This window comes from Pseudoalteromonas sp. bablab_jr010 (assembly GCF_016464105.1).
Lineage (GTDB): Bacteria > Pseudomonadota > Gammaproteobacteria > Enterobacterales > Alteromonadaceae > Pseudoalteromonas > Pseudoalteromonas simplex.
Genome location: NZ_JACDWV010000100.1, coordinates 26,597 through 39,415 on the forward strand (window position 1 = coordinate 26,597; position 12,819 = coordinate 39,415).

A 12,819-nucleotide genomic window follows, 5' to 3' on the forward strand; every position below is an offset into this window, starting at 1 on the left:
ATAAATTTAGATCTATTCCCTATTTGATAAACACCAGCAAAAAGCAGTAAAATGATACTATTAAATATTAATTTTATGTTAACAACTTCGGAGACTGTCATGAAAAGCTTAGTTTCTAAATTAGCAGTGTTACCTTTAGCTATCGCATCTGGTATGGCAATGGCAAGCACAAACCTAGTTGAAAACGGGTCATTTGAAAATAACACAGTAACTGGCCATGGTGGACAATGGCAGTTATTCAGTAATATCGATAACTGGAGCCGTAGTAACAATGCTAAATTTGAGTTACAAACTAACAAATTAGGTATTGTTCCAGCTCAAGATGGTAATCAACTTCTGGAACTAGACTCAACTGCTAACTATTCAATTTCACAGAGCGTAGCTACTTCAGCAGGTAAAAAGTACGAACTTACTTTTTATTACTCTGCGCGTGTTGAAGGTAATGCGACAACAAACGCTGCCAAAGTTTTATGGAATGGTAATGAATTAGCGACCATTAATAGCAGCACAAAAGGCTGGACTAAATATAGCTTTACTGTAGAAGCAAACGATACTAGTTCAGTATTGAGCTTTGCTGGTGCTGGTAAATCAGACTCTTTAGGCGCATTTCTTGATAATGTTTCATTAACAGAAATTCCAGAACCTTGTGCAGTTGAAACAGGTCTATATGGTATTAATAACTTCGGTTCAGAAACTGAGGGCTATGTTTATCATTTCAACCCAGTTTCAAGCTCTGTCACTATTGTTGCAGGCCTAAATAACACAGCTTCAAATATTGCAAGTAAAGACGGTGTGCTTTATTTCATGGAGCAACTAGATAAGAGCAGCAAAGCATCTAAAATTTACAGCTTAGATTTAGCAACTAACCAACAAGCGGAAGTAGTTGATGCGACTTCATTCCCTATTTACCGCTCAACAGTCACCGCTGATGGTCTTGCTCTTCGTGCAACAAGTAAGACATATATGTACGACTTTGATTTAGAAACAGGTGATAAGACAGTTCTTGGTAAACTATCTTACCCTGGTGATACTTTCTCAGATGGTGATATTGCTTACTCAAATGACTTTAACGTACTTTACGTGTTAACAGGTAAAGCACTTTATACGCTAGATGAAGGTAGCTTAGAATTGACACTTGTTGGTGAGCATGGTGTAAATTGGGCATCAGGTATTGCGATTGCAGATGATGGTACAATTTATGTTTCAGGCCGCGAAAGTGGTGAAAATGCTAAAATCTACTCACTTGACCAAAACACTGCAGAAGCAACGTTTGTAATGGATGGTCCTTCGCATGTTAATGACTTAACATTTGTTAGTGAAGCAGTTTGCGCTGCAGAGTAAACTGTGTTTAAAACCATAAAAATGCCAGCTTAGCTGGCATTTTTTTATTTATCTTGGGTATCACTTATTTGTGAGTTTCTTTTGCTCTAACATTTCTTTCCAGTGCATTACTTCTGTTGGCAAGATAGGAGCTACACCTTCAAACCCAGCAACTTCAAGCATTTCTTCAACGCTCACAACACCTTTCTTACGTTTAAATACCCCTCGTACATAGGCAATCGCATGCAATCCACGCTCAGAGTGAAACTTTTGTTCAATGTAAAAGTATTTATGGTCCCAGCCAACTAAACGCGTACTAACAGTGTATTTTTGCATTGGTTTAATATCGCGAATATAGGTAATTGCAGTCGCATTAACGATCGGGAACCAACGACGTTTCATAATATGTTGAAGCAACCCTACTCTTTCTGTCATCCAAGTACGCGCCAAATCCATCATTGCTAAATAACGAGAATTAGTCAGGTGCAAGTTAATATCGCAATCAGTCGGCAGTGCTTTGAATTCAATATCAATCGTGTCGAGTAAACCTTGATAGTCACGATTACGTTTGATTTTAAAAAACAATAATATTAGTCGAAAATATAGATTCACAATAAAAGGTCTAACCAGTTGATAATTCACAAAGTGTATCACAGCATATTGCTAAGGCGAATATTCTGCTCTAATCTGTGCATATATTATTATAAAAACAGATAAGCCTAATGAAACTATTCAGTTTGGTAACTCTATTTTCTGCAAGTTTATTTACCGGCTCAGCATATGCTGACTTCAACTTTCCAGGTAACGGTACTTTAAAATACCCAACGGGTGTGGAAAAAGATTTTAAATTTGGTTTTGCTTGGCAACAAACTGCCGAAAAATTCACTATTGGTGATAAAAGCTATGACATGTCTTTGCCTGAGTCATACTCCGTTGCGATTACACTGAGTAAAGACGAACAACAAGTTTGGGTACAAGAGTTTAATAATGGCTTTATTGAAGGCTTCAATTGGCAAATAGCAGATCACTCCTTAAAACTTGAAAAGCGCAAATTTAGCGACTCAGTCAAAGGCGATTATGTTATAAGCCTAGATAACCGAGATTACTTTTTTGCCCGCAATAACATAAGTATTGTTATCAAATTTGACAATGACGGTATCAAAAATATTGCCATTGATGGTGTCACCAAGGATATGGGTACCAAACAGTAGCAAAAAGCTTGGCTTTTCACCCAAGCTTTTTGCTTAATTCACGATTATTGTGGGGGGTTACTTTTAAACCTTCACTGTCTTACGGTTAATGCCATAATCTCGAAGTTTGTTTGCCACTGCGGTGTGGCTCAAACCTAATCGCTTAGCAAGCTGTCGAGAGCTAGGATAAGCCGGATAGAGCTTACGAAGTAAGGTCGCTTCAAAGCGTTTTACCGCTTGATCTAAAGTTCCTTCAAAGTCAGACTCAAGATAACCTAAATCATGAGTAAAGGTTGGTAACTGCAAATGTTCAATACGCAGTTCGTTATCATCTAACAACGACACCGCACGGTAAATCGCATTTTCTAATTGGCGTACGTTACCCGGCCACGGATAATCTTGTAAAAAGCGTAAACAATCTTCAGACATCACAGGCACAGAATGACCATTTTGTTGGGCATACTTTTGAATAAAATGTTCTGCTAACGGGCCAATATCAGCTTTTCTGTCACGTAATGGCGCAATTTCTAAGGTCAAAACATTAATCCGGTAATAAAGATCTTCTCTAAATGTCCCCTCTTGCACCATGGCCGGTAAGTCTTTTTGCGTTGCAGCAACAATACGTACATTCACTTTTACTTCGTTTTCATCACCGACTTTGCGAAATGTGCCATCTTGTAAAAATCGCAGCAACTTAGTTTGCAATTGAGTCGACATTTCACCAACTTCATCTAAAAACACCGTACCACCATCGGCTTGCTCCAAAACGCCACGTTTTGGTGCCGCGTTTTCTTCATAGCCCGCATAACCAAATAACTCTGACTCAGCCACGTCATCAGGTAACGATGCACACGATAAGGCAATAAAGGGTTTTACTGAACGGTTAGATGCATAATGACAAGCCCGTGCAAGTAGTTCTTTACCTGTCCCCGTTTCACCAGTTATCAAAATTGGCGCTTCAAGCTGTGCCATTTTGCGAGCTTCACGAACAACACGACGCATTGCAGTGCTAAAATTATGGATTGTCGCAAAACTTTCTTGGCCATATCGACGAAAGGCACTCACTTGCTGACCAAGTCGACTTTGCGATTTAATGTTAATAACGGCGCCTGCTAACACATCCCCTTCAGCACCTTGTGGAACTGAAATAGGAAGAATATCAGCAATAAAATCTTCGCCAGCAACTTCTACACGCGTTGTTTGACCAAGCACCTCTTTACCCTCTAACCAGCGAGTAAAGTTAAAGCCTTTCAGCAAGTTATTAATATTAGCGCCTATAACTTCATTTTCAGATAGCTGTAAATCGCGACAAGCTGCATCATTGCATAATCGCACCCAGCCTTTAGCATCAATAGATATCACACCATCAGGCAATGCTCGCAGTAATGTATTTAACTCATTATGCTCTCGCTCAGAAGGTAGAAATGCAGTTGTGCGAACATCCATCACGCCGTCAATTAAGCGAATAGAAGGCATGATCTTTTGAAATTGCTCAAATTCAATAGGAGGAAAACTGACATACATACGACAATTAACCGAATCTACTTCAATACCTTTTAAGTCAACCTGATAACTTACTAAGATATTGAGAATCTCTTGTGCGATACCGATTCGGTCAGCACAGTGGATATCTAAACGCATTACATCCTCAAAAAACGGGAACCTATAGTATGAGAATAATACGCTAACTACTAGCGGCTGAATAGTCTATTGTAAACAATTTTGGACAATTTAAAGTACTTGCTCAGCTATCCAGATGCCAAAAGATCCGCTTTCATTGCAATGAATTACACCTACCCAAACAAAATAACTCATCACATAAACTTAAATGAATTGCTAATTATTACTGACAAGTATCAAGCAATCTTAAATTGGTTGTATTTGGTAAGGTTAAGTTAACGCAACAAATGGTGTACCTACCGCAAGATCTTCCCCTGACCAAGAGGTCTATGTATACTGTAGCGCACTTGTAGCTAGGATAAGGGTGTGTCCTATACCCTTAAGTTCATAACTTGAGCAACAAACCATTATCTTAGCTGCATCAAAAAAACATGGCCACTCATTCATCAATATTAATTAACCAATGAGCAAAGCAATAATATAAGGCCAACGACAATTAAAATTAGGAAGTATAATTCATGAGTTCTCTACCAAAAGCTGGTGACTTTATGGGTCACCCGAAAGGGCTCTTCTTACTGTTCGTTACAGAAATGTGGGAACGTATGAGCTATTACGGTATGCGCGGTATTTTCGTGCTTTATTTATCAACAATCGCAACTGCAGCTGCTATGGGCTGGGATATGGCCTACTTTGGTATTGACCCATTATCTGCAGGTGCTGATGAAGCTTACCAAAAAGCATTAAACTCTAATGCATTGAGTATTTTAGGCCTCTATGCAATGTTAGTTTACGTAACACCAGTTATCGGTGGCTGGTTTGCTGATAATGTATCTGGCCAACGTAAAGCTATTATATTTGGTGGTGTTGTGATGGCTTTAGGCCAATTTGCACTTGGTACACCTCACGGTATGATCGAAGGTCTAGAAAAAGAGTTTTTATACCTTGGTTTAGCATTACTAATTGTTGGTAATGGTTTCTTTAAGCCAAACATCTCAACAATGGTTGGTGACCTCTATACTGAAACTGATAAGCGTCGTGACGGTGCATTCACAATTTTCTATATGGGTATTAACCTTGGTTCGATTTTAGGTTATTTCGTTGTAGGCTCAATTGGTGAAAAGTTTGACTATCAATACGGCTTCTTAACCGCAGGTGTTGGTATGTTAATTGGTGTAATTTTACAGTTAGCATTATCTAATAAATATCTTGCCGATATCGGTAAAGTTCCATCAGCTAAACAAGGTGATGATGCACAGGCTGCAAACAAACCTTTAACTTCTGAAGAGCGTGATCGCGTTAAAGTTATATTAATCATGAGCTTTTTCACTATTGTATTCTGGGCTGGCTTTGAGCAAGCTGCAGGTTCAATGAATTTATTTGCAAAGTATAAAACTGACCTTGTTTTCTTTGGTTGGGAAATGCCAGCAAGTTGGTTGCAAGCTGTTAACCCAATCTTCATTATTATTTTAGCCCCAATTTTCGCAAGTGTATGGATCCGCATGGGAGATAAGGAGCCTGACTCTCCGCGTAAATTTGCTCTTGGTATGTTATTCCTAGGCCTAGGCTTCGTGTCTATGGTAGGTGCAGCCTTACAAATTGGTGATGATGCAAATACAAAAGCTCATGTAATCTGGTTAGTTATGGCATACGTATTCCACACAATGGGTGAGCTATGTCTATCACCAATTGGATTATCAATGGTATCTAAGCTCGCTCCGCTGAAGTTTACCTCACTATTGATGGGTATGTGGTTCCTATTCTCTGGTTTAGGCAACTACGCAGCAGCATCAATTGGTCAGCTTGTAGGTGAAAGTGGCCCTCTAAACACCTTTGGTGGTGTAGCAATTATGGCTTTCATCGCAGGTATTTGTTTATGGCTGTTGGCAGACAAACTTGTTGATTGGATGCATGATGCTGATACCTCTCAGGATGAGTTAGAAATTCTCGAAGAAGAATTAGAGATTACTGCTGACAAACAGTAACCTTAAGCCCCACAGTTTATGCTGTGGGGCTACGTACTTCCCGCCGTTAGATCTTTACTAGTTAACTACACTCGATATCATTTCGTACTTTCGACTTCCCTATTTAAATATTCACTGAAATTGACAACCACTAACTTTGTAAACAATTCGATACATTCACTCTAACTTTATTTGGCGAAAACAAAACGAATAAAATACAAAAAAGCTTATAAATATCAGTTCATTAAATATTTATTAACGGCGCTTTATTTACTCTTTTTGATCTTTATTTTTACTATTTTCACTTCACATGATGAAATTAAAACCATTGTCTCATTAAATTTACAAAAGGGACTTTGGCTAAATAACGCTGTGATCTTCCCCAAATTGAATTTCTGGTTAATCATCCGCTCATTACATAACAATAATTCTTTTTAGCGCAGTGCTTATAATTGCGGGAGTAATGACAATGAGCGAAGTAAATAATCCGTTAGGCCTAATGGGCATTGAATTCACTGAATACGCAACACCTGATGCAGATTACATGGACAAAGTGTTTACTGATTTTGGCTTTTCAAAGCTAAAAAAATTCAAAGGTAAAGACATTGTGTACTACAACCAACACGACATTCATTTCTTACTAAACAATGAGCGTGAAGGTTTCTCTGCTGAATTTGCTAAAAGCCACGGCCCAGCAATCTGTTCTATGGGTTGGCGTGTAGAGAATGCGCAAAAAGCATTCGAGGTTGCTGTTGAGCGTGGTGCAAAACCTGCGACAGACTCAACTCACAAAAACTTACCATACCCTGCTATTTACGGTATCGGCGACAGCTTAATTTATTTCATCGAGCAATTTGGCGACAAAGGTTCTATCTATGAGTCAGATTTTGAAGATTTAAGCGAGCAAAACATTGTTGAAGACAAAGGCTTCATCCGTATCGACCATTTAACCAATAACGTTTATAAAGGCACGATGGAAACATGGGCTAACTTCTATAAAGACGTATTTGGTTTTACTGAAGTTCGTTACTTTGACATTAAAGGTCAAAAAACAGCGTTATTATCTTACGCACTAAAATCGCCGTGCGGCACTTTCTCGATTCCAATCAATGAAGGTAAAGATAACAACAACAACCAAATCGATGAGTACTTAAATGAGTACAATGGTCCGGGTGTACAGCATTTAGCATTCCTAACGAATGACCTAGTAAGTTCACTTGATAAGCTTGACCAATCAACGATTGCGACACTAGATATCATCCCAGAGTACTACGACACCATTTTTGACCGTGTGCCTTGGGTTAAAGAAGACAAAGAGAAGATCCGTAAGCATCAAATCCTTGTAGATAGCCAAAGCGAAAACTGTTATCTACTGCAAATTTTCTCGAAGAACCTATTTGGTCCTATCTTCATCGAGATGATCCAACGTGTAGATGACGGCGGTTTTGGTGAAGGTAACTTCCAAGCCCTTTTCGAGTCAATCGAGCGTGATCAAGAGCGTCGTGGTGTAATCTAAATCATCATAATGAATAAAAAGCAGCGTTTAACACGCTGCTTTTTGTCGTTTTAAATTCTGTTTTAAACTAACTGTTTAAATTGCGTTGATTGCCTCCATATAGATAACTAATAAATCAGCGCGAACCAATAAGGAAAGAGTATGAGCCTAATTAACGAAACCCACGATATTAATCTAAAAAGCTGGGTTGCATCTGCTAACGAAGCGAACTGTGACTTCCCAATTCAAAACCTTCCTTTTGCAGAAGTACGTCGTAAAAATTCAGACGAAGCGTTCCGTGGCGCTGTAGCAATTGGTGATCAAGTTATCGACTTAGCAAAAGTAAATGAACTTGGTTTATTCTCTGGTGATGCACAGATTGCCGTAAAAGCTGCAAGCCAAGCTACATTAAATGAATTTATGGGTCTTGGTCAGCAGTATTGGTCTGCACTGCGTCTAGCGTTATCAAAAGCACTTCGTGAAGGTGCCAGTGAGCAAGCGCAATTAAGCGAAGCGCTTATCGCTCAAGCTGACATCGAATTTGCACTACCGTGCCGTATTGGTGATTACACTGACTTTTATACCTCTATTTACCACGCAACAGCGGTAGGTAGTCTATTCCGCCCTGATAACCCACTTCTACCTAACTACAAATGGGTACCAATTGGTTATCACGGCCGTTCATCGTCAATTGATGTATCTGGTCAAACGTTCCACCGCCCTAATGGTCAAACTAAAGCGCCAGATGCAGAAGTCCCTTCATTCGGCCCTTGTAAACGCCTTGACTACGAACTTGAGTTAGGTATTTACCTTGGTAAAGGTAATGAATTAGGCGATGCAATTGCCATTGAAAATGCTGAAAACCACGTATTTGGATTCTGTGTATTTAATGACTGGTCTGCACGTGATTTACAAGCGTGGGAATACCAGCCGCTTGGTCCATTCCTTGCGAAAAACTTCGCTTCGACTGTATCACCTTGGATTGTTACGACAGAAGCACTGGCACCATTTAGAACAAACTGGACACGTGACGAAAACGATCCACAACCAATGGATTATTTAGAGTCAGCTCATAACCGTGAGTTTGGTGCATTTGATATCAAAATGGATGTACAAATCGAAACTGAAAAGATGCGTGCAGCCGGCGAAGCACCAACACAAGTATCTAAATCAAGCTTCAAGCACTCTTACTGGACAGTTGCGCAAATGGTGACTCACCACACTGTAAATGGCTGTAATTTTCAACCAGGCGATATGTTAGGTTCGGGTACGCAATCAGGCCCTGAGCACGAAGAAGCAGGTTCATTATTAGAGCTTTCTCGCGGTGGTAAAGAAAAGATCACCCTTGCTAATGGTGAGCAGCGTGCTTTCTTAGAAGACGGCGACAACGTAATCATGCGTGGTTGGTGCGAAAAAGACGGTTTTGCACGAATTGGTTTTGGTTCAGTTGAAGGAACCGTGCTACCTGCTAAATAAAAGTAACTCACTATTTTTATTTCCAGAACAAGTATTAAGGGCATTTTTTGCCCTTTTTTTTGTGCTTTTTCAGCTGAGTTACAATTTTTTGCTGGCTTTTTTAACTGAGGTTGCTATCTTAACTCGGTTATTAGTTAAATTTTGTACGCCATGTTAGTTAAACTTAAGTCTTTTTATCGCACGTTTTTTCCAGCTCGACAGCTGTTGATCCGTCAAAATGGCGAAGTAAAACACTTGGTATTAGCGCCTTGGCTACAATTGACGACCTTAATGGTTATTTTAATAGCCATTGCTTGGCTTAGTATCTCAACACTTCAAATCATTTCACAAGCAGACAAGATAACCAGCATTGAGCAAAAACAGGTTACCAAGCAACAAGAGTGGAAAAAGCAGCACTTTCAACAGCAAGCTGCCTATGAAAAACAATTAGAGCAACTAGCAATTCTTGAGCAAAAACAAGCGCTATTGCAAAGCATGATTGAATCACTACCTGAATCGATGAACAAACCCACCTTGCCAAACGATGCTGAACCTCTACTTTTACCGATTAAAGAAAATGCTGAAGATTTTCATGCTCCTTTAGAAGATGAGCAGCAACCAAAACAAGTAAAACGCTTAGAAAGTATGACTGAGCGTTTGGCACGTCTTGATGCGGCTTATAATCGTAGTTTCGTAGTGCTAGATGAACAAATCAAATTACGCCATCAAGAAATTGTTGCCATGCTCGAAGGGGCTGGTCTTGATAGTAGTCTAACCAATACCTCAATACTTGAAAGCTCAGAAACAGCCCAGGGTGGCCCGTTAGACTTGTTTGACGAATCAAGAATACCTGCTGAATTTCTAGCAATTGCCGACAACTTACTAGCGTTAAACAACCTAGAAAACTTGCTGAGTGAGTTACCACAAACACTCCCAGCTGCTGACTACTATATTTCTAGCAGTTTTGGCTTACGCAAAGACCCAATGAATGGCCGCCGTGCTTTTCATAAAGGTGTTGATTTAGCCGGTTGGCATAAAACCGAAATTTTTGCTCCAGCCGATGGCACCGTACTTCGTGCAGGTCGTAATGGCGGCTATGGCAACTTTATCGAACTACAACACAAAAATGGCTTCGTTACTCGCTTCGGCCACCTTAATAAAATTAAGGTTAAAAAAGGCCAAACAGTAACTAAAGATGATGTCATCGGTTTAATGGGTAGTACTGGCCGTAGTACCAGTACCCACCTACATTACGAAGTTTTAGTGAATGGCAAACATGTCAATCCAGTTAAAATAACAAAGGCGCTTTCTCGTGTTCGGTAAAAAAAAACAATCAACAGCTAGTTCGTCTGGCTCATCATTAAAAAGAACCAACCATACTCCTTCTATTATTTCTGAAGACGTACGCTTAACAGGTAGCCTTACCAGCCAAGGTGAGGTTCAACTTGATGGTCGTATCGAAGGCGACTTACATGTTAAACACTTAGTGATTGGTCACACAGGTATGATTGAAGGTGTTATCGAAGCAGACAGTGTGGTCGTAAAAGGTAAAATCATTGGTTCACTCATTGCCAACAAAGTGACAATTGAAAGTACTGCTGAAGTCCATGGTGATGTATTTCACGACACTTTAAGTATTGAAGCCGGAGCTATCATTGAAGGCAGCTTAAAACATCGTCATGAAGAAGATAATGTGGCGCCTATTAAGCCTGAAGAACAAACGAGTAATTCAATATTGGCTGATGATGACAACGACTTGTCGTTTGTAAACAAACAAGCCGCTGATAAGTCTTAACGTTTTTTGGCGGTTACATACATAGTGATATCCGCGGTGAAGACAAGTTCATCGCGGCTATTGTAAACCTTAACGGGCACTAGCAAATCCTGCTTTTCTAGCCACTCACTCGGCACTTCAATCTGGGCAACTGCACGCATGTCTGTATCAATTTTTGCTAAGTAGTTTACTGTCATGCCTTTTGGGATCCAGCGATGCGTTTTTGCAGGTACCGTTGCATCAACCATTAAACCTGCGCATAGCTCTGCCACATTGCACTGTGCAATTGCATGGATGGTACCAATGTGATTATGGATTGCGCGGCGATTTTTAACAGTTGCACTGCAATGCCCAGCAGTCAAATTTGTGATCAATGGCTTTATAGACCCAAAGTAAGGTGCTTTAAAGCACACGGCTTTACTAAACAACCAGTTACCTTTCGGCAATGACTGACACTTAGTCCAAATTTTTAATAATGATGATGGTGAGCTCACGACGTTTATCCATTATTTTTATGATGTAAGATAAAAAACTAACACATCAGACCAGATAGCGAAATGGAAATTTTTTGTAAGCAGTTTTAATGATTACGTATGTATTACACTTTTAGCCAAGTGAACGCTTTTCTTTTCCTTTAGGGGCACATAAAATACCGTTTTAAAGGAGAGCGAATGCAGTCACGCCAGCACAAAAACCTCAGCTTACTATTTATTCTTGGCCTTCTGGTTATCTTTAGCCCGTTAGCAATAGATATTTACTTACCCGCATTTCCGACTATTGCAGAACAATTCAGTGCTTCAGAAAAGCAAATTCAGCAAACCGTCGCTATTTTTATGCTTACTGTCGGACTTGGGCAGCTCATTGCAGGGCCATTAGCAGATAAATTTGGGCGTAAGCCTGTAGCAATAACCGGTGTGACAATTTATGGTTTAGCGGCGTTTGGCGCGTATTTAGCACCTGATTTTACAAGCCTGATGATTGCAAGAGCACTGCAAGGTTTGGGGGCCTGTGCCACATTTGTAGTAGCGTTTGCCATTGTAAGAGATCGATTTGGTAGTGAACGCAGCGGCCAAATTATTACTTATCTTAATGGTATCGTTTGCTTTATCCCTGCCCTCGCGCCAATTTTAGGCGCTTGGCTCACAGTACAGTTTGGCTGGCGCATGAACTTTTTATTCATGGCTGTATTTGCACTCATTGGTTTATTCATAACCTTGTTAATGTATAAAGAAACCCGCCCTGCAGATAGTGTATATAGTGGTCATATTCTTGACCTGCGCCGTTTTATGCCAATTATCAGCACGCCATTGTTTTTATTCCATAGCTTAATTTGCTTGGTAACTATGTCGGCTATTTTAGTCTTCGTTACGCTAGCACCTGGCTGGCTTATTACAGAATTAGGTGGCAGTGTTACCGACTTTACTTTCTGGTTTACCTGTAATGCGGTATTGAGCATTGTGGCAAGCTTTATAATGCCACTGTACATCAAACGTCAACCAAAGCGCGCGCTAAAAGCAGGACTCCTGCTGCTTGTAATCGCAGGAGCCTTAATGTTGGCCTTAAGCCAACAACGTACTGCGCTTGCGTTGATGTTTCCGATGTTTATTGCTGCGTTTGGTTTTGCACTGACACTTGGCTCATCAGCAGGCCGTGCATTAAGTTTGTTCCCTAAACAAGCAGGTACGGCTTCAGCACTTATTGGCTTAATGCAAATGAGTGGCGCAAGTTTATTAGTCTTTATAACGCAATTGTTAAATTTGACTACACCAGTATTAATTGGCGTACATTTTTTAATGCTCATCCCATTTGCCTACTTATTGATCAAACATAAGCATTTGTCATAAATCAGCGGGCATTGATTGCCTAATGCTGATCAGTTAAGAATATTTTTATGATCACTTGACTGATCTTTTCATAGCTTCAAAATCCGATATTAGAAATAATATCGGATTTTTTATGTCTCTAATTCAGCACTTCGATGATATGTCCTCCTTTTTAGATGAT

The 12,819-nt window shown here is 39.9% G+C and carries 11 protein-coding genes; 8 read left to right on the forward strand and 3 right to left on the reverse strand.

Annotated elements, in window-relative coordinates:
- Positions 1–99 precede the first annotated feature (99 nt).
- Positions 100–1,341 (forward strand): DUF642 domain-containing protein, encoded by a 1,242-nt coding sequence (locus tag JIG37_RS10060; RefSeq protein WP_054551960.1) that lies wholly within the window; start codon positions 100–102, stop codon positions 1,339–1,341.
- A 60-nt stretch (positions 1,342–1,401) separates the two neighbouring features.
- Here JIG37_RS10060 and JIG37_RS10065 read toward each other — a convergent pair whose 3' ends face one another.
- The gene (locus tag JIG37_RS10065) at positions 1,402–1,932 is read right to left on the reverse strand and encodes a thioesterase family protein (protein ID WP_194441699.1); all 531 of its coding nucleotides are present in this window, start codon (positions 1,930–1,932) and stop codon (positions 1,402–1,404) included.
- A gap of 110 nt (positions 1,933–2,042) precedes the next feature.
- On the opposite strand from JIG37_RS10065, the gene JIG37_RS10070 reads away from it, so the two are divergent.
- Positions 2,043–2,531: a hypothetical protein gene (locus tag JIG37_RS10070; protein WP_054551777.1), complete on the forward strand. Its 489-nt coding sequence runs from the start codon at positions 2,043–2,045 to the stop codon at positions 2,529–2,531.
- A gap of 63 nt (positions 2,532–2,594) precedes the next feature.
- Here the strand turns inward: JIG37_RS10070 and tyrR are convergent, their stop codons facing one another.
- Positions 2,595–4,151 (reverse strand): transcriptional regulator TyrR, encoded by a 1,557-nt coding sequence (gene tyrR, locus JIG37_RS10075; protein WP_138601465.1) that lies wholly within the window; start codon positions 4,149–4,151, stop codon positions 2,595–2,597.
- Between the two features lie 497 nt (positions 4,152–4,648).
- On the opposite strand from tyrR, the gene JIG37_RS10080 reads away from it, so the two are divergent.
- From JIG37_RS10080 to JIG37_RS10100, 5 genes are all read left to right on the forward strand, one after another.
- Positions 4,649–6,112, forward strand: a complete 1,464-nt coding sequence (locus JIG37_RS10080; protein ID WP_054551779.1) for a peptide MFS transporter — start codon at positions 4,649–4,651, stop codon at positions 6,110–6,112.
- Positions 6,113–6,560: 448 nt separating this feature from the next.
- Positions 6,561–7,607, forward strand: coding sequence for a 4-hydroxyphenylpyruvate dioxygenase (gene hppD / locus JIG37_RS10085; RefSeq protein WP_055021474.1), 1,047 nt, complete (start codon positions 6,561–6,563; stop codon positions 7,605–7,607).
- A gap of 141 nt (positions 7,608–7,748) precedes the next feature.
- Entirely contained in the window at positions 7,749–9,062 is a 1,314-nt protein-coding gene (gene fahA / locus JIG37_RS10090; RefSeq protein WP_054551781.1) for a fumarylacetoacetase, read from the forward strand.
- Between the two features lie 150 nt (positions 9,063–9,212).
- Complete coding sequence (locus JIG37_RS10095) at positions 9,213–10,364, forward strand: M23 family metallopeptidase (RefSeq protein WP_199529297.1); 1,152 nt, start codon at positions 9,213–9,215, stop codon at positions 10,362–10,364.
- Positions 10,354–10,836: a polymer-forming cytoskeletal protein gene (locus JIG37_RS10100; RefSeq protein ID WP_138601455.1), complete on the forward strand. Its 483-nt coding sequence runs from the start codon at positions 10,354–10,356 to the stop codon at positions 10,834–10,836. Before JIG37_RS10095 ends, JIG37_RS10100 begins: the two co-directional genes overlap by 11 nt.
- Here JIG37_RS10100 and JIG37_RS10105 read toward each other — a convergent pair.
- Entirely contained in the window at positions 10,833–11,309 is a 477-nt protein-coding gene (locus JIG37_RS10105) for a hotdog fold domain-containing protein (RefSeq protein WP_199529298.1), read from the reverse strand. The two genes, JIG37_RS10100 and JIG37_RS10105, sit on opposite strands and share 4 nt — an antisense overlap.
- Before the next feature lie 177 nt (positions 11,310–11,486).
- Between JIG37_RS10105 and JIG37_RS10110 the strand changes: the two genes are divergently transcribed.
- Positions 11,487–12,659 (forward strand): multidrug effflux MFS transporter, encoded by a 1,173-nt coding sequence (locus JIG37_RS10110; RefSeq protein ID WP_199529299.1) that lies wholly within the window; start codon positions 11,487–11,489, stop codon positions 12,657–12,659.
- Positions 12,660–12,819 lie beyond the last annotated feature (160 nt).

What these genes read in the sequence shown, in the direction of transcription:
- JIG37_RS10070 (WP_054551777.1), top strand. Translation starts at nt 2,043, where the DNA reads ATGAAACTATTCAGTTTGGTAACTCTATTTTCTGCAAGTTTATTTACC.
- JIG37_RS10080 (WP_054551779.1), top strand. Translation starts at nt 4,649, where the DNA reads ATGAGTTCTCTACCAAAAGCTGGTGACTTTATGGGTCACCCGAAAGGG.
- hppD (WP_055021474.1), top strand. Translation starts at nt 6,561, where the DNA reads ATGAGCGAAGTAAATAATCCGTTAGGCCTAATGGGCATTGAATTCACT.
- tyrR (WP_138601465.1), bottom strand. Translation starts at nt 4,151, where the DNA reads ATGCGTTTAGATATCCACTGTGCTGACCGAATCGGTATCGCACAAGAG.
- fahA (WP_054551781.1), top strand. Translation starts at nt 7,749, where the DNA reads ATGAGCCTAATTAACGAAACCCACGATATTAATCTAAAAAGCTGGGTT.
- JIG37_RS10095 (WP_199529297.1), top strand. Translation starts at nt 9,213, where the DNA reads ATGTTAGTTAAACTTAAGTCTTTTTATCGCACGTTTTTTCCAGCTCGA.
- JIG37_RS10110 (WP_199529299.1), top strand. Translation starts at nt 11,487, where the DNA reads ATGCAGTCACGCCAGCACAAAAACCTCAGCTTACTATTTATTCTTGGC.
- JIG37_RS10060 (WP_054551960.1), top strand. Translation starts at nt 100, where the DNA reads ATGAAAAGCTTAGTTTCTAAATTAGCAGTGTTACCTTTAGCTATCGCA.